Annotated in this window: 26 protein-coding genes; 25 read left to right on the top strand and 1 reads right to left on the bottom strand. The window is 57.2% G+C overall.

Annotated features, from left to right (window positions below; translation table 11 throughout):
- Positions 1–102: 102 nt before the first annotated feature.
- From SH661x_RS05400 to SH661x_RS05300, 21 genes are all read left to right on the top strand, one after another.
- On the top strand, positions 103–636 hold the full coding sequence (locus SH661x_RS05400; protein WP_437228787.1) for a terminase TerL endonuclease subunit: 534 nt from the start codon (positions 103–105) through the stop codon (positions 634–636).
- Positions 633–1,964, top strand: a complete 1,332-nt coding sequence (locus SH661x_RS05395) for a phage portal protein (RefSeq protein WP_437228785.1) — start codon at positions 633–635, stop codon at positions 1,962–1,964. Before SH661x_RS05400 ends, SH661x_RS05395 begins: the two co-directional genes overlap by 4 nt.
- Positions 1,939–2,898, top strand: a complete 960-nt coding sequence (locus tag SH661x_RS05390; protein ID WP_437228783.1) for a head maturation protease, ClpP-related — start codon at positions 1,939–1,941, stop codon at positions 2,896–2,898. Before SH661x_RS05395 ends, SH661x_RS05390 begins: the two co-directional genes overlap by 26 nt.
- Before the next feature lie 238 nt (positions 2,899–3,136).
- Entirely contained in the window at positions 3,137–4,468 is a 1,332-nt protein-coding gene (locus SH661x_RS05385; protein ID WP_437228781.1) for a phage major capsid protein, read from the top strand.
- A gap of 79 nt (positions 4,469–4,547) precedes the next feature.
- On the top strand, positions 4,548–4,928 hold the full coding sequence (locus tag SH661x_RS05380; protein ID WP_437228779.1) for a hypothetical protein: 381 nt from the start codon (positions 4,548–4,550) through the stop codon (positions 4,926–4,928).
- On the top strand, positions 4,925–5,368 hold the full coding sequence (locus SH661x_RS05375) for a hypothetical protein (RefSeq protein WP_437228777.1): 444 nt from the start codon (positions 4,925–4,927) through the stop codon (positions 5,366–5,368). The genes SH661x_RS05380 and SH661x_RS05375 overlap by 4 nt, the downstream gene beginning before the upstream one ends.
- 21 nt (positions 5,369–5,389) lie before the next feature.
- Complete coding sequence (locus tag SH661x_RS05370) at positions 5,390–5,986, top strand: hypothetical protein (RefSeq protein ID WP_437228775.1); 597 nt, start codon at positions 5,390–5,392, stop codon at positions 5,984–5,986.
- 3 nt (positions 5,987–5,989) lie between these two features.
- Positions 5,990–6,346: a phage head completion protein gene (locus SH661x_RS05365; protein WP_437228773.1), complete on the top strand. Its 357-nt coding sequence runs from the start codon at positions 5,990–5,992 to the stop codon at positions 6,344–6,346.
- Entirely contained in the window at positions 6,346–6,816 is a 471-nt protein-coding gene (locus tag SH661x_RS05360) for a hypothetical protein (protein WP_437228771.1), read from the top strand. The genes SH661x_RS05365 and SH661x_RS05360 overlap by 1 nt, the downstream gene beginning before the upstream one ends.
- Positions 6,813–7,250 carry a hypothetical protein gene (locus tag SH661x_RS05355; RefSeq protein ID WP_437228769.1) on the top strand — a complete coding sequence of 146 codons (438 nt, stop codon included), beginning with the start codon at positions 6,813–6,815 and terminating at the stop codon, positions 7,248–7,250. Before SH661x_RS05360 ends, SH661x_RS05355 begins: the two co-directional genes overlap by 4 nt.
- A gap of 1 nt (position 7,251) precedes the next feature.
- A complete protein-coding gene (locus SH661x_RS05350) occupies positions 7,252–7,677 on the top strand; it encodes a hypothetical protein (RefSeq protein WP_437228767.1) in 426 nt (141 codons plus the stop codon).
- A gap of 60 nt (positions 7,678–7,737) precedes the next feature.
- A complete protein-coding gene (locus SH661x_RS05345) occupies positions 7,738–8,070 on the top strand; it encodes a hypothetical protein (protein ID WP_437228765.1) in 333 nt (110 codons plus the stop codon).
- A gap of 50 nt (positions 8,071–8,120) precedes the next feature.
- Positions 8,121–8,495, top strand: coding sequence for a hypothetical protein (locus SH661x_RS05340; protein WP_437228763.1), 375 nt, complete (start codon positions 8,121–8,123; stop codon positions 8,493–8,495).
- A gap of 26 nt (positions 8,496–8,521) precedes the next feature.
- The gene (locus tag SH661x_RS05335; RefSeq protein ID WP_437228761.1) at positions 8,522–8,863 is read left to right on the top strand and encodes a phage tail assembly protein T; all 342 of its coding nucleotides are present in this window, start codon (positions 8,522–8,524) and stop codon (positions 8,861–8,863) included.
- Between the two features lie 9 nt (positions 8,864–8,872).
- A complete protein-coding gene (locus SH661x_RS05330; protein WP_437228759.1) occupies positions 8,873–9,100 on the top strand; it encodes a hypothetical protein in 228 nt (75 codons plus the stop codon).
- Positions 9,097–10,635, top strand: a complete 1,539-nt coding sequence (locus tag SH661x_RS05325) for a hypothetical protein (protein WP_437228757.1) — start codon at positions 9,097–9,099, stop codon at positions 10,633–10,635. The genes SH661x_RS05330 and SH661x_RS05325 overlap by 4 nt, the downstream gene beginning before the upstream one ends.
- Positions 10,635–11,576 (top strand): hypothetical protein, encoded by a 942-nt coding sequence (locus SH661x_RS05320; RefSeq protein WP_437228755.1) that lies wholly within the window; start codon positions 10,635–10,637, stop codon positions 11,574–11,576. The genes SH661x_RS05325 and SH661x_RS05320 overlap by 1 nt, the downstream gene beginning before the upstream one ends.
- A gap of 12 nt (positions 11,577–11,588) precedes the next feature.
- On the top strand, positions 11,589–12,065 hold the full coding sequence (locus tag SH661x_RS05315) for a hypothetical protein (RefSeq protein ID WP_437228753.1): 477 nt from the start codon (positions 11,589–11,591) through the stop codon (positions 12,063–12,065).
- Positions 12,023–13,495 carry a hypothetical protein gene (locus SH661x_RS05310; protein ID WP_437228751.1) on the top strand — a complete coding sequence of 491 codons (1,473 nt, stop codon included), beginning with the start codon at positions 12,023–12,025 and terminating at the stop codon, positions 13,493–13,495. Before SH661x_RS05315 ends, SH661x_RS05310 begins: the two co-directional genes overlap by 43 nt.
- A gap of 138 nt (positions 13,496–13,633) precedes the next feature.
- Complete coding sequence (locus SH661x_RS05305; RefSeq protein WP_437228749.1) at positions 13,634–13,858, top strand: hypothetical protein; 225 nt, start codon at positions 13,634–13,636, stop codon at positions 13,856–13,858.
- A 76-nt stretch (positions 13,859–13,934) separates the two neighbouring features.
- Positions 13,935–14,129, top strand: a complete 195-nt coding sequence (locus tag SH661x_RS05300) for a hypothetical protein (protein ID WP_437228747.1) — start codon at positions 13,935–13,937, stop codon at positions 14,127–14,129.
- 11 nt (positions 14,130–14,140) lie between these two features.
- Here the strand turns inward: SH661x_RS05300 and SH661x_RS05295 are convergent, their stop codons facing one another.
- Positions 14,141–14,782, bottom strand: coding sequence for a hypothetical protein (locus SH661x_RS05295; protein WP_437228745.1), 642 nt, complete (start codon positions 14,780–14,782; stop codon positions 14,141–14,143).
- Between the two features lie 550 nt (positions 14,783–15,332).
- Between SH661x_RS05295 and SH661x_RS05290 the strand changes: the two genes are divergently transcribed.
- The 4 genes from SH661x_RS05290 (at position 15,333) to SH661x_RS05275 (ending at position 18,188) form a co-directional block, all read left to right on the top strand.
- Positions 15,333–15,587, top strand: a complete 255-nt coding sequence (locus SH661x_RS05290) for a hypothetical protein (RefSeq protein WP_437228743.1) — start codon at positions 15,333–15,335, stop codon at positions 15,585–15,587.
- A 423-nt stretch (positions 15,588–16,010) separates the two neighbouring features.
- Positions 16,011–17,141, top strand: coding sequence for a hypothetical protein (locus SH661x_RS05285; RefSeq protein ID WP_437228741.1), 1,131 nt, complete (start codon positions 16,011–16,013; stop codon positions 17,139–17,141).
- 111 nt (positions 17,142–17,252) lie between these two features.
- Entirely contained in the window at positions 17,253–17,642 is a 390-nt protein-coding gene (locus SH661x_RS05280) for an HNH endonuclease (RefSeq protein ID WP_437228739.1), read from the top strand.
- A gap of 84 nt (positions 17,643–17,726) precedes the next feature.
- Positions 17,727–18,188, top strand: coding sequence for a hypothetical protein (locus tag SH661x_RS05275; protein ID WP_437228737.1), 462 nt, complete (start codon positions 17,727–17,729; stop codon positions 18,186–18,188).
- The last annotated feature ends 33 nt before the right edge of the window (positions 18,189–18,221 follow it).

Here is an 18,221-nt window from a genome sequence, read left to right as displayed (position 1 = left end):
GAAGCCAGTAATCACGATTGTCGAGAACGCCGAAGAGTCTGAGGAATCGCTGATTCAGCGGGCGAGGCTCGCACTGTCGCAAAGTGACTTCACGATTGGCGAATGCGCATCACTTTGGTGCAGTCGCTACGCGAAGGGGAGGAAGGCTACCTGTTCCTGACTCCCGGCGAGGTCTGCGACTATACGTTCATCAAGAGATTCGTCTGCGGCCTGTATGACGCAGCCGGGAACCTGATCGATGAGGGACTAGTCCACAAATTCGAGTTTCAGGGTGTCGCTTACGACCCGTACAACGCAGAACAGCTGACGCAGCAACTGGAAGAAGAGGGAGGCATTCCCCGGCACCTGTTCCCGCAGACGATGAAGCATTTCGTGGAGCCGACCGGCGAATTCGAACGGCTGCTCATCTCCGGGAAGCTGCACCATCAAGGTCATCCGGTCATGGACTGGCAGATCGGCAATCTCCAGTTCAAGCACGACGCCAGCGGGAACAAACGTCCCATGAAGCCCGGTCCGCATGACTTTCGGAAAGTGGATGGTCCGGTCGCTCTGATCATGGCCGTCGGCCTGCACACATCGGGTGGATATCAGGAATCCGCCTATGACAATCCCGGGGAAGGGGAAATCTATCTATGAACCATACTGAATTTGCAGAACGGATTGGCAGCGGACTCATCGCGCCGGGAATTCAGAACGCAGTAGACATGAACCCGGGAACGTGGAGCAGTCCCAGTGTCGAATTCATGGACGGACTAGGCGGTCGGGAAGCAATGTCCGGAGTCCGGGTCAACAGCCGGACTTCCCTTGGATACCCGGCATTCTTCCGGGGGGTGAAACTGATCGCCGACACGGTGGCCAAGCTGCCGTTGATTGTGCATCAGCTGGAAGAAGATGGCGGGATGCCCAAAGCGAAGGACCATCCCGCGTATCGGTTGCTCAAGCGGAAGCCGAATCGGTTCATCACGTCCAAGACATTCCGCCGGGCGATGACGCTCCACGCCCAGATGCACGGGAATGGATACGCGTTCATCCAGCGAGATGGTCGAGGCAACCCCCTGGATCTGACGATTCTCGATCCGGTTTGCACATTCCCCATCAAGTGGATTCCGTCAGATACGAACATCCCCGAAGTCCATTACAGCACAGTCGTCGATGGCGAAATGATGACATTTCTGGAATCGGACATTCTGCACATCCGCAATCTGTGCATGGATGGCCTGATCGGTATCCCGGTACTCGACGTCATGCGGGAGGCGATCGGGATGGGGATTGCCGTCCGCCAGTTTGGGTCTCACTTCTTCGGACAGGGGGCGAATATTTCCGGTGTGCTGATGGTTCCCAAGACCATCCAACCGAATGCGCAAAAGAACTTACTTGACTACTGGAAGAAGACGACATCAGGCATGGCAAATTCCCACAAGGTGGCTCTAGTCTCTGGTGGGGCCACGTTCACGAAGATGTCCTTCAGTCCGGATGAGGCGCAGTTTCTGGAAACGAAGCGATTCGAGATCATCGAGATTGCGAACATCGTCGGCGTTCCCCCGCACAAGCTCGGAGACAACTCCCGCCAGGCGTATAACAGCATCGAAGCGGAGAACCGGAGCGCGCTGGATGAAAGTTACGACCCGTGGCTGGGGACTTGGGAAGAGGAGTGTGAGGCCAAACTGCTGACAGAAGAACAGCAGGAGGAGGAATCACATGTCATCCGGTTCGATCGCTCGAAAATGCTCCTGCCAACACTCAATGAGCGGGCCTCAGCGAATCGCGTCTTCTGCGAAATCGGCGTAAACACCGTCAACGATGTGTTGCGGTCTGAAGGCCGGGAAACGATCGGTCCGGAAGGGGATGTTCGGTACGTTCCCGCGAACTGGATGCCGCTGGGAAGCGCTTCCGCATCCAGCAACGAAATGCTCAACCTTTTAAGGAGAATTGAAAGCCATGTCCTCAACGAAAAACGCGACTAACGCAGCCAAGGAACCACCGGAACTGCACATCCTGGACGACATCGGACCCAGTTGGGCCGGGATGATGGGGGCCAAATGGCTGGCCGGTGAACTGAAAGCGATCGGCAACGATGCGCCGAAGATTTCCGTGCGGATGAACTCCTACGGGGGCGAGGTTTTCGAAGGGTTGACGATGTACAACCTTCTGAAAGATCACCCGGCATCCATCCACATGCACATTGACGGCGTTGCTGCCAGTATCGCATCCATCATTGCGATGGCGGGTGACACGATCAGCATGGCCGCCGGCTCTTACCTGATGATCCATAACCCCTGGACGGTGGCCGTGGGTGAGGCTGGAGACCTGCGACACTCCGCCGACCTGCTGGACTCCCTCACGGACACTCTGGCGGAGGTTTACGCTTCCCGCTCCGGCAAAACCAAGGGGGAATTCCTGGACCTCATGGCCAAAGAGACCTGGATCGACGCAGAAAAGGCGGTTTCACTGGGACTGGCCACGGAAGTCTCCAGCAATAAGCAGGCGATTGTGAATTCACTTTCTCCGAAGCTGTATTCCCTCGAGACAGTGCCGGATGGACTGCGGAGATGTGCCACGCTGGCCGCGAAACTCAATGCCCGGATTGACTCGATCGACCGGGACACGATGGATTGCCGGACACGCGGCCATCTGGTGGCCAAGTTGATGCAGTCTGCACAGGGAACCGGCGCGGAAGGGGTCCGAATCCCGGAAATTCTGGCCGGGAAGGCAGACTGCCAGACGGAGGCTGCCCTGGAACTGTTCTCAAACGTTCTGGAAATCCCGATGGACGACCTAAAAGCAGCGCATGCGGAGGACGGTTGCCGCTGCCAGAGCGATTCCATCATCACTTCGAAGGTCGATCACCGCGCACAGATCGCGGCCTGGAAGGTGGTGGGACAGAGAATCGGGAAATAGTGGCTGCTACCTCCCCGCAGCTGCGACCCCGCGTGCTTGTGCATCGCGGGGTTTTTTCATTGATAACGGAATTTTTCTGGAAAACCGTTTGACGGTAACCGCGCGGCACCTCCCGACATGCAGGAACGTCAGAGGGGATTCTTGCAGGTTTTCAAAAAAGCGTTTGACAGCATCCGCGCGATATCGCGCAGGATGGAAACTGAAGCAAGTTCGGGGAGCATCAACAAGGAATCAGTAAATGCCATCCATCAAAGAATTGCGGGAACGCCGGGGAAGTCTGGAAGCACGGTTCAAGGAAATCGTGAATCAGGCGGAGACTGAGGACCGGGCGCTGACGCAGGAAGAAGAAACCACGCTCGCGGCCATCAACAAGGACGACCTGGAACTGAAATCCCGGATCGAACGGCAGGAACAGCTGGCGAATCTGGGACGTGAACTGAACGAACCCAACGACCGGCGGATTGCCGGACGGGGCTCGGCTGCCGGAGATGACATTCGGCACGGGCGAGGTGACGCGGAATACGATGATGAGCAGCAGGCTCTCGCCTTCCAGGCATGGGCACTCTATCAGATGGGCGAAGAGCCGTCAGAACGCCAGATGGACGCTGCTCAGGCGGTCGGCCTGAACGTCCGGAAACAGAATCTGGAACTGAACCTGACTTCCAATTGGAATGTGGCCAGAGCGAACTATTTCAACTCACTGACCACCACGGTTCCCAGCCGGGGGGGGATGCTCACCCGGCCGGGATTGGTCGGGTCTCTGGAAATGGCGATGCTCCATAGCGGCCCGATGATCCAGGCGTGTGACCTGCTGGATACGGACACTGGCGTGGACCTGCCCTATCCGACGATCAATGACACCGCCAATGAGGGCGAGATTATCACGGATGATCAGGAATCTACGGAGGGCGACCCCTCGATCGGCGGCGTGGTTTTTGGGGCGTACACCGGGTCCTCAAAAGCCATCGTCATTCCGCAGGCGCTGCTGGATGATACGGGATTTGACATGCCCTCGAAGGTGGGCGAGATGTTCGGCGTCCGGCTCGGTCGGCTGATCAACAAACGCTGCACCACCGGTAAGGGTTCGAATGAGCCCTGGGGAATCGTCAACCGGGCGACTCTCGGAAAAACCACGGCTTCCGCCACGGCAATCACCGGCGATGAAGTCCTGGATCTGATCTGGAGTGTGGATGCCGCGTATCGCGCTGATCCATCGTTCGGGATCATGGCAGCCGACACGGTCTGGGTGACTCTGAAGAAACTGAAATCGACGGACGGTGTGTATCTCTGGCAGCGATCGCTGGCGGAGGGGACTCCCGACACGTTCGACGGGAAACCGATCTTCAGCAATCCGCACATGGACGATGCCATCACGGCCAACAAGAAAACCGTGCTGGCTGGTGCGTTTGGCAAATACAAGATCCGTCGCGTCCGCAGCATCATGATTCGACGCATGGTCGAAAAATATGCCTTGCAGAACGCGGACGGATTCGTGGCGTTCCTGCGGTTTGACGGGGATCTGGTCGATGCGGGAACGCATCCGGTCAAGTACCTGCAGCAGCACTCGTAACAAGCGGGGAAGGTGGTTACAGCACCTTCCCTCAATCTGGCAGCCCTGCCCCATCAACTTCAGTCATCGGGTCATCAGAATGTCTACCACCAGAATCAAGCTGCTCGTGGCTCGCGCCGGTCAAGGCTTTAGCCAGTCTCCCGGCGAGGAAATCGAGGTCGATTCTGATGAGGCTTTGCGGATGGCTGAGGCGGGGCAGGCTGTCGTTATTGCTGTCATTATGTCTGCTCCGGTCCTGACTCCTGCTCCTTCTCCGGAGGCTCCTGCAGAACAGCCCGCGAACCCGCCTGTTGACGCTCCGGTTCCTGCCGATGCACCAACGCCGGAGACGCAGGCACCGACACCGGAGGCTCCTGCAGAACCAGCTACACAAGCTCCCGATTCAAAACCCAAAGGCCGCAAGAAAACCGCTGGGGCGAAGTCGTCCCCGGCTGATCAACCGACAAAGGAAACCCCATGATTCTCTCCGAACAAATCAAAATCACTCGCGTGCTCAACGGCGTTGTTGCTGGTACGACCTCCCAGAACGGAACCGGACTCTCTATGGAGGGGTTCCGGGGCATCATGTTCGTGGCAGCTGTCGGGGCCCTGACATCCACGCAGGTGACCAGCCTGAAGGCTCAGCAGTCCTCAGATGATGCGGCTACCGACGACTATACCGATATCGCGGATTCCGCCACGTCTGCTCTGGCTGATGCTGACGGGAACAAACTTCTGGTCATCGACATCTGGCAGCCGTCCAAGAACTGGGTACGTCCGACCGTCGTTCGTGGGACTGCGAATGCGGTGATCGATGGGGTGTTTGCGATCCAGTACAACGCCCGCTCGATTCCCACATCCATGAGCGCCAGCGTCAAAGAACTGGTGAAGCTGGTCGGGACCGCTGAAGGCACTGCCTGATTTTCTGAGTGAGAACATCGCATGCCTACAACAAATGATCTCATTCTTGTTTCACCGCCTCCTTCCTATGAAGAAGACGGCCATTTTCCTTGGCTCGAAGCTGCTCGGTATCTCGGCGTTGATCAAGGAGATGTGGAATCGAGACAGGTTGCTGGTCAGTTGTACGGATCGGCTGTTGATCTGATTCAAAATGCCTGCTCGATTCAGCTCCAGGAAGCTGAAGCGGTATTCAGATTGGATGCCTTTCCCAGCGGAAGAGACGAAATTCAGATTCCCCGTCCGCCGGTGCGGGAGATCCTGGAATTCACCTATCTCGATCGAAACGGTGCGACAGTCACGCTCACCACAGAGGATTACCAGTTCGATGGAGACAGTCAGCCGGGGAGGTTGCTGCCAGCACCAGGGAAGACATGGCCAGCGACTCAAATCGGAGCAATCAATGCAATTCGAATCCGGTTGATGTGTGGGCACGCTGCCAATTCGCCGTGGCCACCTTCTGCTCAGCGACTGGTGTTCTACTTGATGGGGTACTGGTTTGAGAACCGCCTTCAGGCAGGGAGTGCCCCGGCTGGCGATCCATTTTTTGAACAACAATTGAACCTACTCCGCTGGATCTAATTCATGGCCAATAACCCGCGGCTCACAAAACTGGTCACGTTCAATCGGATCAGGCTGAATCCAAATCGTGACGAAGGGGGGCAGGTCAATGAATCGGATCCTGCAAACTGGTCTTCACTGGGGGATCGGCGCGGTGACTGTCGTCAGGAGACATCCACGGAAGGATATTCACAAAACCAGCAACAGCCGTCCGCTGGTTGGCGCGTGCTTTGCCGCGGCGATGAACTGACTCGCAGCCTCACGCAACAGGACCGGATGTCATTCACGGACCACGGGCGGGAAGTCTGCCTGAACATCACATCCATCAAGACCACGCAGGATGTCCCGCACTACCTCGAGATTCAGGGATCGGAGATCTGATGGCTGCCGTTCGATTCAATTCCAACATGGCTCTGGGGGGCCGGATGGAACTCGACAAGCGACTGAAGAAGCTGGCGGATAAAGACGCTCGCAGGATCAGCCGCAATTCCGTCCGTGCAGGTCTGCGGGTCGGGGCCAAGGATCTGCGGAAAGCCGTTCCCGTGGGTGAATCCAAGAAGGTCAAAAAGGCCGTCGGAATCTCGCTGAAGAAGGACCGGAACAACAAGGCAGGACTGGATGTGGGCAAGTGGGGCGTGAACGTGGGGAAGAAACGGGACCAGATGGCGAAGCATGGTTTCGCGGTCATGGCCGGGACAACGGAACGGACGCAAAAGAAGACAGGGCGCAGTACGGGTCAGATCAAGATTACCCGCCGAATCACGTTTGAGACGGCCATGAAATCCCGGGCAGCGGTTGTCGCCAAGATTGCCGAGACCACGGAAAAAGGACTGGCCAAGCTCAAGAAATGATCGAAACCGGACTCCGCACATGGCTGCTCGCCAATGCTCCCGTTCACTCGCTCACCGGGAGCGGAACGGATCCGGTGTTTATTGATGATGCCCCTCCCAACAGTCGCGAATACTTCCTGATCAGCCTGATTGATGGGGACTATGCCAACACCGTCGATGCGAACGATCCGACACACCGGGACCTGGTGGATGAGGAAATCGACCTGGACGTGAAGGCAGAGACCATTGGCCGCGCCAAAGCAGCAGGCAAGGACATTCTGGACACGTTGTTCCCGGAGGAAGGGGACAACTTCACCGGAGTGATGGGGGATCGGCAGGTGGATGCCATCTATCTGGAAGGGGTCAAGGCCGGATACGAACAGCCTCTGAACGGTGAGACCAAGGGACGCCACGTCTATCAAATCACATTGAGAATCCATAGCAGGAGTGCATGAAATGGGAAAAGTGACATCCAAGGGGACCACCCTGAAGGTCAAAATCGCCAGCGTTTACGTCCCCGTGGCGCAGCTGATCAGTCTGGGCGGTCCGGAAGATGAAGTGCAGGACACCGAAACTCCAACCCTCGATCAGGTGGGGAACGAAATCGCCCATGATGTGACCGGCTGGGTGGAACCGGGTACGGTCGATTTCGAAATCTATTGGGACCCTGTTCTGGAAGTGCATCAGACGCTGATGGCCTTCAAGGCGACCCCGCAGGTGGCCGACTGGCAGAACCTGTACCCGGTCGGAACCCCAATGAGCTATTCGGCCATCCTGAAGAAACTCAGTCCGGCAGCCGGTGTCGGGGAAATGCTCAAGGCGAGCGGTTCCATGCAGCTGACTGGACTGGCGACGTACCCGGATGCTGAGGAAGAAGAGTAATCCTCACGGTTCGTTCCCGGTTCTCTGATCCATTCATTCTCACACACAGGTTGATTCCCCATGAAAGCTGTTCTCATTCGTGACCACGACGGTGATAACCCGGAGTATGACGCTGCTGTCCATGCGGCCTGCATTGAAGCAGGAAAGCCCTATCGGGTGTCCAAGACCAGAAAAGTTCCGGCCGGAACGGAAATCGACGCCCCGGAAGCCTGGAAGCTGGTGCGTCTGGGGGCCGCTGTCCCCGGCGATGAAGAGTGCCGGGAAGCGTCCGGCATCAGCGAGACGAAGCTGGATAAGGCGATCGCGGCGGCGGACAAGCTCGCCAAAGGGATGGGGTACGACATCCCGGCATTGCGACGCAAGAAGGCGAAAGCCGAGCAACCGGCCAGCTGATCCGGTATTCCTGCTCACTTTCCAACGACCAACAATGAGGATTTTCACTGATGGCCATTTCACGAGACCTGCTCCTGAAAAAATCTCCCCGGGTCGTTCGGGACTACAAGTTCCCGGAGGACTTCCCGGAAGGGTTTGCCGGACAGACGTTTCACGTCATGCGGATGACGGCCAAGGAGCGCGGCCAGTTTGAAAGCCAGTTCGCAACCAAAGCGGGAAAGCCTCTGGCGACCCGTCAGCGGGAAGTCCGGCAACGCCTGGTCATCGAGACGTTTTGTGATGAAACAGCGACGCGGCTGCTGACAGAGAACGATCTGGAAGGACTCGGGGAGCAGGACGGCGTCATCGTCGAATTCATCGCGGCTGCGGCCACGGAAACCAATCGCATCAGCGAGACCGATCTGGAATCTCTCGCAAAAAACTGACTGCCGATCCCCGCGCGTTGTTTGCCATGAAGCTGGCAGCGGGGGTCGGGAGGACTGCGGATGTCGATGGGATGCTGGATTCCATCGATGAGGAGACGTTCCGGAAGTGGCAGGCGTTCGATGCGTTCACCTGTCCGATCGGTCCGGATCGCTGGGATGGACCAGTGGCCGCGTTCATGGCGGTGGTCGTGAGATATCTGGGGGGACTGGCTGGTGAAAAACCGGAAGTCCTGCAGGAGATCACACCGCAGACGTTCTGTTCGTGGTTGGACGACCCGCCGGAAGCGGAACCGGATGAACTCATGGAAGCGGAAGCGATGCGGGCGAACATGGAATCGGCAGTGCTGCTGGCTCGGGCGCGGACTTGAGGTGATGACGTGATTTACACCCTGGAGAACACCACACGCATCGGCCAGCCGGTCATCGTGAAGGATGCCACCGGAACGGTCGTTCCGAAGTGCCTGGAGTGCGACACGGAATCGGGGTTCGTGAAGCGGTTCGCTTTGCAGCCTGACGGTCGTCCGTTCATCTTCCATCGGAAACCGGTGTTCATCTCCGAACATCGCCCCGCGCCGTTGTCTGTCACACGGAAGGAGCAGCCATGACCATCGGTGATATGGTTGTGAACCTGGGACTGAACAGAGTTCCCTTTTCCAGCGGGCTCAATGCGGCTCGCTCGGAACTGGCAGGATTCGGCCAGTCGACGATCAAATCAATGGCGGGGATTGCCACGGGGATCGTGGCCGGGTTCGCGGCTGTCTCCGGAATCAGCGCGTTCAAGGATCTGACACTCTCAGCCATGCAGTCTGTCGATGAGACGGGCGAGCTGGCCGATACGATCGGGACCACGACAGAACAGTTGATCGGCCTGCAGCATGCAGCCTCACTCGGGGGAAGCTCTGCAGAAGGGCTGACCAAAGGCATGCAGAAGATGCTGGCCAACGTCGGAGCGGCCCGGCAGGGGATCGGAAGTGCCAAGGGTGTTCTGGATCAGTTCGGACTCTCCGCAAATGAACTGGCCGCGCAGGACCCGTCCCAGACGTTCATCCAACTGGCCGAGAAAATCTCCCAGCTGCCGAGTGCGTCGGACCGGGCCGCTGCAGCGATCAAGATTTTCGGGAAGTCCGGACAGGAGATGTTGCCGATGCTCTCCGGTGGGGCTGCCGGGATCCAGGCCATGATGGACGAAGCCGACAAGCTCGGAATGACGTTCAGCAACGTGGACTCGCAGAAAGTGGCGGAAGCCAACGACGCGATTGACCGGATGAAAGGAGCGGTCATGGGGGTGGCCCAGCAGGCCGCGATCTTGCTTGCTCCGGCGATTACGCAGGTGGCTGATGGTTTCACGATGCTGGTTCCCATTGCCGGACAGGTTTTCGGATTCATCAGCGATTCCCTTTTGACCGCGTTCGACATCGCCGGATGGGCGATCGCCAATTGGCAGACCATTGCAGAAATGGCGTTTGTCGGTGCTCAGCTGGGAGTGGTGACGTTCGGGGCGGAGATGGTGCATTTCTTTGCGTCGACGTTGCCGGAAATGCTGACCTGGTTCGGTGACAACTGGGGGAACATCTGGCGAACGGCTCTGGATCTGTCCCTCACGATGCTGATCAACCTGGGGGAGAACATCCGGTCCATCTTTTCATCCATCTGGGAATTCATCTCCAGTGGCGGGACGAAGTCGCTGCAACTGACATGGAAGCCGCTGACAGAGGGGTTCGTGAACGCCATTCAGTCGCTTCCGCAGATCCCCAAACGTGAGATGGGGCCTCTGGAACGCCAGCTGAATCAGGACTTCGCCCGCCTGGGGAACGCTGCCGGTCAAAGCCTGCAGGACCATCTGGACCAGCAGCAGAAAACACGGGAAGGAGTGCAGGCGCCCGCATCCAAAGCGGTCGAAGCGCTGCCCGACATTCAGTCCGGCAAGGACAAGGGCGAATCCAAGGCATCGGGACCGGTCGCAGCCCGCGTGAATACGGTGGAAGCCTACAAGCTGATTCAGTCATCCGGTGCGGCTCAAGCGAACGCGCGGGACCAGTACCTGAAGAAGCAACTGAAAGCGACGGAAAGCCAAACCGGTCTGCTCCGGCAGATTGCCGCGAACACCGGTGATGACACTACAGAAGAACTGGATTACTGATGTCCGTCGAATCATGCAAACGTAACCCCGGTGATCAGAGTGGAGGTGAAGACACCTGCACTGAAGGCTGGATTGTCACGGTCAACAATAAGAACGATCACCCGCTGTCGTTCGTGGGGGGACTGCAGGCGAGCGGAGCCCTGCCCTATCGCGGCGCAGGCCATCCCATCAATCCGTTCTTCCGGGCGACCGGCTTGAAGTACCAACGCTGGAACGGGAACAGCCTGCGTCAGTGGCACATCACCTGCGAATACAAAATGGTCTTCAGCGAGAAGGATGAAGACGCTGCGGAACGGGAATCGACTCCGAACCCGCTGGAACGACGGCCCAAGGTCACCAAGAGCTACGACCGGGCGGAAATCCCCTGTTTCGAGGACCGCGATGGAAACGCCATCCTGAACGCGGCCGGTGATGCGTTCCTGGATCCCGTCGTCCGTCCGAAGTCCTGCCCGGTCTGGAACGTTCAGATAAACGTGGCCGCGTCCCCGGGATGGATGGACTCTCTGGCGGACAAGACGAACTCTGACACCTTTGAAATCCGTGGTCGTTCGTATCCAGCCGGAACGCTGCTGTTTGAACCGGGAGACGAATCGGACATCCAGACCGAGAACGGCGTGGAATTCATCACGGTCAGTTTCAAGCTGCTGGTGGATATGGAAGGCTGGAAGGACAAGCGTATCGAGAACGGCCTGAATGAGATGGTCGACATCGGCGGCGGGGACAAGATCAAACGCAAGATCAAGCTCCCGCTGAAGGATGAGGAAGGGAACGAACTGGAATACGACGATGCACTGCGGGACTTTGTTTCCGACCCCCAGATGCTGGACGAGGATGGTTACCTGATCGAGAACCCGACCCACACCACGGCGGTTTTCAAAGAAACGGAAATCTATGAAGAGGAGTCGTTCAGTTCGGCGTTGCCGGATCTGTCCGGATCTTAGGAGAACGGTTCCATGCCTGGATTGACACTGCGAGCAGCCAGAAAGACAGCCAAGACCGTCCGTCGGTACGCGCGGACCAAGCGCATCCTGCACCAGCCACGCAAGCAAACATACCCACCCGGCGGAAAGCCATCCGGTCCCTGCTCCGAAGTCGACTGTTTGAACTGTTTCGGACCGGTCTCCGGGGGAAGTGTCACGCTTCCGTACACGATCGACGGGACCACGGAAGACATCGAGATTCAGTGGAATGATGACAAGGAGGCCGTTCAGACTGCCTACGAGGGTCATTCCAAGATCGGCGAAGGCAACGTGAAGGTAGTCGGCGGTCCATGGCCTGCGGTCGCACTGCACGTCATTTTTCAAGGTGACCTGAAAGGCCAGACCATCGAATTTCCGGACGGTGATGATATCTCCGACGACCTGACCGGCGGTGGAGTGTTCCGGATGTGGAAAGCTTCTTCAGCCAACTGGAAGGGGTACGATTCCTGATGTGCAGCTGCTGCCCACGCATACATCAGCCAAAGCCGGTCGCCACGCTGTTCAAGCTGACGCTGGACGGCGGTCTGGTCTGGCATGCCCGTAAAACGGGATACCCTGCCCTGGAACACTCCCATCTTCAGCCTTCCCGGGCAGTCCTCACCGGGGCCGACGACTGGTGTGCTGACTGCGGCGGGTGGATTTCATCAACAGATCCGGTCACGCAGTTTTCCACTTACACCGACAACGGCGGTTCGTTCGATCTGGAGTCGGATTCAACAACTCCGACCACATCACCCCGACAGTTGGAGTATCGCCACTGGTGTCTCAGTAAAGACGTTTCAACCGGCAATCGATACATCTGGGCCTTGCCGATGGGGCAATCGACGCTGGCCTATCCTGCGGTTCTTCCAGCGGGTTCTACGCGAGACCTGTATCTCTGCCGGTTCAAGGTCAGCGACGGGGAGTGTGACAAGACGCAGTATATCAATTATGCGACAAACTCAGAATCTCCCGGTGGTAGCCGAATCAATGGCATCGTTGCTGACGGCGTCCTCACCTCCAGAAGATCGATTTCGGGCAACTCCTACGGAGGATGCACCTACGCCAGCTGGGGGTCCATGAGCACCTATGCGAATGTCACGGACGTACAGAGATCCTGCTCTATTCGATGTCACAATTCTGCCGGAACCCTTCTCACGGGACGATTCTGCTATTACCCGCTCCCGTGGCTGGGCATTCCGTTCGTGAGGCACGGGTCGGGGGAAGTTGCGTTCCTGAAGCTGGGAGCCAGTAACGGGACTGGCGACTCTCAATTCGGCTACGTCTCGATTGAAATTGCCGCCAACGGTCCGGCCACGACGCGAGCAGTGCGGGCACTCTCGACGGTGGCCACTGGCACAGCAAGCAGCGGCTCTCCCGGACTCTACCGGGCGGACACGATCGATTCGAACGGGACAACGCTCGCCACAAGAATGCCCGCTCAAAGAAAGCTGTTTCTGCTCGACAATAACCTGAATATTACCTGGAGCTACGTTGACCCATCGACGACATACTGGAGTGTCCATCATCTGATCGTGGCGGGAACGTCGGCGGTCTACCAGTTCGCAGAAATCAGCGGAGTCTGGCACGCGGTCAAATACACCAGTTCCGGCGTGGCCTGGGCGACTCCCTTCTCCAGCGTGGGCGAATGGGGATCGAACTACATCTACGAAGCTCGCGAGCACGACGGGAGGCTGTACATCTCCGGAGACCTCCCCTCACTCACGGACGGCCTGCGAATGCACATGACCGCCATGGACGTGTCGACAGGCAACGTCCTCTGGCAACGGCAACTGATCGACCCGCTGAGTACCGCAGCCACCACATTCGGAGCGGCTGAATTCGAAATCGTCGACGATCACCTGCTGGTGGCGTGCAACGGGAAGGTGAAGTTCGAGTAACTTCCAGGCTGACACAAATTGCACCTGCAACATGTTCCGAGACAAATTTGTGTCAGCCTGAAAATGTAAAAATCGCCCGGTCTGTGAAAGTCTCTCAGCAAGCTGCGAAAGCCCCAAGCTGGTCCAGAAATTTACACAATGGGCATTCACCTGAACGACAAATTCCTACCCGAACACCTGCAGCGGCTCCGAAAACTGCTCCAGGACGCGAAGGACGACCCGGACTGCGATCTGAAACCGCTCCGACAGATCATCAGGGAAGCCGCTGAAGAAGCGCCGTCAGCGCATGTAATACGCATTGCTGAGACAATCCTGCAATGCGGAATTGACATCGAGCGAGGCAAGGTCTCCCGCTGGAACTAGTAGAAACCAGGTGCAGCGGCGCCCAACTGTCCAGGCAAGACAGCGTTAGGCTTCCGCAGAATGGAGTGCAGGTGAAATGGATGCGAATGTCACTATCTTCTCGAAGATGGTTGATGCTGCAAAAAGTGGCAGCGAATCCGGGGAGGCATTCCTGAGGGAATTCTTGGAGGCCGCTGCCTGCAGCATGCCGACCACAATATTGATTGCCGTGTCAGAAACAATTCTGAGTTGCCGTCGCGACGAGATTAAGAACGACGTTCGCCGAAACTGAAAGCCGTATTCTCAGCGTGCGCGGGCGGCCTCATTCACTTCAGAATCCGACAAGAGTTGAAGCACAGGCCGCTTCTCACTGAAGCGTTCGATTTCTCCTACCACCACAACGGGCTCGGATTGTTCGGTCGCCTTCTGTCTTGCTCCGATCAGCAGTCCATGCTTTTCGCCACCATAGTCGATCCAGAGTGCGTTGAGAGATTGTGATTCTTCAGTCTGAGTTGCGATGGTTTTGAAACGCAGTTGTCCGGCTGTTCCAATGTCGAACCGCTCAAGATCTGCCAGCTGGGAAGGAACGAATTTTTTCGTCAGTTCCGTACGGGTTCTCTTCAGGTCTGCAATCTCTTGCTTCTGATCAGCCTTGAACTTTTTGAGTTTGGCAGGATCTTTTGACGGCGATGCCCTGCTCTCTGCCGTTTCAATCTCCGCAGTGATCGCGGCTATCGCGTCTGCCTTCTCCTTCTCGAAATTCGCCGAGTTTGCGGAGATGGCCGACGCGATAGCAGTTGCAATTTCTTGCGGCGAAAGGTTCCGAATGTCGGTCCTTCTCTGTGCCTGTAACCGCCAAGCTGCGGAAGCTGGATCATCCTTGTATACGTTGTTGCGGAAAGAGCCGCGATTGAAAGTACCGCCAAGAGTTTTGACAGCGGCCATTCCTCTGCGGTCCAGCGTTGCCTGCAAGTGTCCGAGTTCGATTTCGACCTTCTCGGCCTGGGCAAATTTCGAAAAGTCGGCAACAGGCAATGGAATGAAGTATGTCTCAGCGACGTATCCATCCTTAACGTCGGTGTCCAGTCGGAAAGGCAGTTTCACTCTCTGGCCGTCGATCAGTGCGTTTACCGACGTGGTGCCGGTGAGCATTTTCATGTTCACCCATTCTTTGGCGATCATCGTAATCTGCAGAACAAACTGGCTGGGTTCTCCTGATTCGAGAATCCCCGCGTACCCGACTGCTCGATACTCCCCGACGCTCTTCCCGGCGAGCCGCAAGGGAATGTCCAGTGCCACCAGTTGGTCACCTGTGAATTTACTTTCCCGAACCTGCGGGGTACCTGCCCCGTAGTCGCCTGCAACGGGTAGCAGTATCTCGTCAGCTTGAGACGCCGACACCAGAACGAGAAATGCAAAGAGATGTTTCATCGGCGGCCCCTGGAAGTAGCCACACTTGATGAAATATTCCAGATTGCGGAAAAGTGTCCGAATCATGTCTGGCCCTATTTTTGGTGATTCATCTTTTCTTCAAGATGGCTTTGGCAAAAGCCTCCAAATCTTCTCTCTCGACATCGTCCGCAAGTACGATTCTTCCATTCACTCTCATGACAGCCCCCTGCGATATCGCCTCCTGAATGCGGCGAGCGCGGATGGTCGCCAAATGCTTCATCCATTGGATGATCGAGTCGAACCCTTCAAGGTGCGCGGCATCACGGAACGTCGTTTCCTCTTCATCAGAGAGACGTAGCGAGGAGTGGAACGGGGTGTCAGTTTTACGTTTCGGTGGCATTCTCAGAATAGGTGTACCATGTCTTTGTGTCTCACGAAACGGCGTTGTGTTCCATCGTGTTTCACTTGACGCCACATGGCGCCTTTTGTAGATTCGGCAAATCACAAAGCCGATTTGACGGATCGAGTGTCGCCCGGTGCAGGGACAGCACTCGAGGAAAGTCCTGTTCTCCAGGTAATCGCCTGGTTCAAAAAGACCGTGTTTGTGGGACTGCACCTCCCGTGAACACGGCTTTTTCTTTTGCTGAAGAGGACAGCCGGAGGCCAGGCGTCGCAGCGCACAAAAAAAGCCAACCGCTTTGTTGGCGATTGGCTCATCAATCAACAGCTTGCCGAGAAGTTTCTGACGCCGATCGGCAGGCCATCTGAAAGGTATTCTCTCATGGTATCGACCGCATCACAAGTTCATCTTGCCAAAATTGTCGATGATTCCGTTCTGATGAAAGGCCCGGACCTGCACAACCTGAAGCCGGGGAACATTGTCGGATTTCAGGACTGGTATTCGCTTCACCAGAAAGAGCGGGATCAGATTCAAGCTGACCTGCAGGTACGCGGGCTGACATTGCTTCCGTTTGACGAGCAGCAGTTTCATGTCACCTGCTACGACACGTCACGGACGCCAGCTCCGGCCATTTCGACCGACCCGCTCCCGCAGTTGGTTTCCGTGGAAGATCCGCTAATACCGGAATCTCCAGACTTTACGCTGACACCCCCAGACAGCATCAAGCTGACCGTAATTGTTTCGGGCGGTCCCGAACCGACAAGTCCGGTCGCCATTCCCGGAGCCGTCACCAGTGGCATGCAGCGAGAACTTGCCACGCATATTGCCATCGAACTGAACCGTTCTGTAATGCGGTGCAATGTTCCGGAGCATTGGCATATGGTCGCAAGTGGAAAGGGACTGACCGGCAAGGGGTTCTGCGTGGTTCGGATCCTGCTCCCGAAAGGCTGGTTGCCACGGAGCGAGTATGACACTCCCCCTTCAGCCGACTGCGGGATGATGAACGCGGCGGCTCGCATGGAAGCCATCCGCTTCAACCGCCTGCAGCTGGCTTGTGGTGGACAGGTGAAGTTCTGGCAGCTGCACATCAAGCCGCTGGAGTACCCCAAAGCTGCGTCAAGGGTCGACCTGAACGAACTTGAATCGGAAGTCATTGCCACGGCCGCTGAAGGTCTGGCCGGTCAACTGCACGTCAACCGGAGCCGGAACGGGGAACTCAGCCTGCAATTCAATGGCGAGCTGAACAGCGTTCGCTGGGTGCCGGAGAAAGAGACTCCCGCCGAGCTGGCCCGGCAGTTCCGAAGAATCGCCCAGAGGTTCCTGGAGGCTGCGAAGAGGCTGGACGGCCGGGAGCAGGCTCCCAACGGTGTCACGCTGCACGCCATCCAGAGCAACGAACGGCTGATCCGAATCAGTGGATTCGATGATGTACATCTGCTGGTCGAGAACGCCAGGAGCGATGAGGCCGCCTTCGCCCGGGCTCGTGAAGCGATGTCCCGCATCGCTGGCTGAACCCTGCTGATTTCTCAGGCCTGTTCCCCCGGCCGACGGTGTTGTCGCCGGGGGACTCTTTCCCTGTTCCCATTCCCCCGTATTGACGGGGATATCTGGAAGGATTCGTCCATGATTGCTCCAAGTCCACATCCTCAGACAAGGCTCGAGACAGAATCGGAATGGAAGGTTCGAACGAAGAAGCTTTTAGTGTCCGCGTCCATGGCGCGGTATGGAGTTCCACGATGCACCTATTGCGGTCGAGCAATCGCCAAGAAGGCAGCAACGTTGGACCATGTCATGCCGAAGAGCCGGGGAGGCGGAAGCGTTCTTAAAAACGCAGTGCTCGCCTGCGGCTGGTGCAATGCTGGCAAGGGAAATTTAACACTCACTGAATGGGCAGATGTTCTGCAGGAGTGTCTGAAAGGAATTCAATACACGCTGGATAGGCTGGAAGACATTCCCGACACTGATACGCACTGCAGGCGTACTGGTGACCCACTGGTTTCTGTGAGTGGTTGATTCCAGACTCCCTCTTCTCACGCATCCATCGCCTCGTGAACGCTCAGGCCGGATCGGGGGCATTCTTTCCAAAGGAACATTCCCATGATTTCAGCAATCACTCACGTTTCAGAAACGACCGTCAACCGACTCCCTGAGATTCAGGAGCGGAGCAACTTCGAGACTGAAATCCATTCCAAGGCTGACCTGCTCGTTCGCGGCATGGTCTTAATGCTGGAGGAGCACGACGCGATGACCGAAGAAGAGCGGAAACTGCTCGCGGACCTGTTGGCAGAACGCTCGATGTCGCTCTACCTTCAACCGGCATGCCATCGCTTTCCTGAGGTCTATGTTGCCGTTCCTTCGAGGTGCCTGGGCGTGACGGCAGGCATCAGCCGCACCGGCCCGATGACGCACTCATTCACGATCGACGCAGAAGACCGGCGATTCCGGAGCCCCGGTGAAGTCGAATTCCATGTCCACAATGCCATCGACTGGATTCACGCCAAGAAGATCCTGCGGGAGTTTCTCGAGGATCTGGACCGCATCGGGTATTGCGTGCGGTAGAAGTCCCAACCACTCGCCCCCGGTGGTTCGCTG

This window comes from Planctomicrobium stercoris (assembly GCF_051465655.1).
Classification (GTDB): domain Bacteria; phylum Planctomycetota; class Planctomycetia; order Planctomycetales; family Planctomycetaceae; genus Planctomicrobium.
This window is presented reverse-complemented; position numbering and strand designations above follow the sequence as displayed.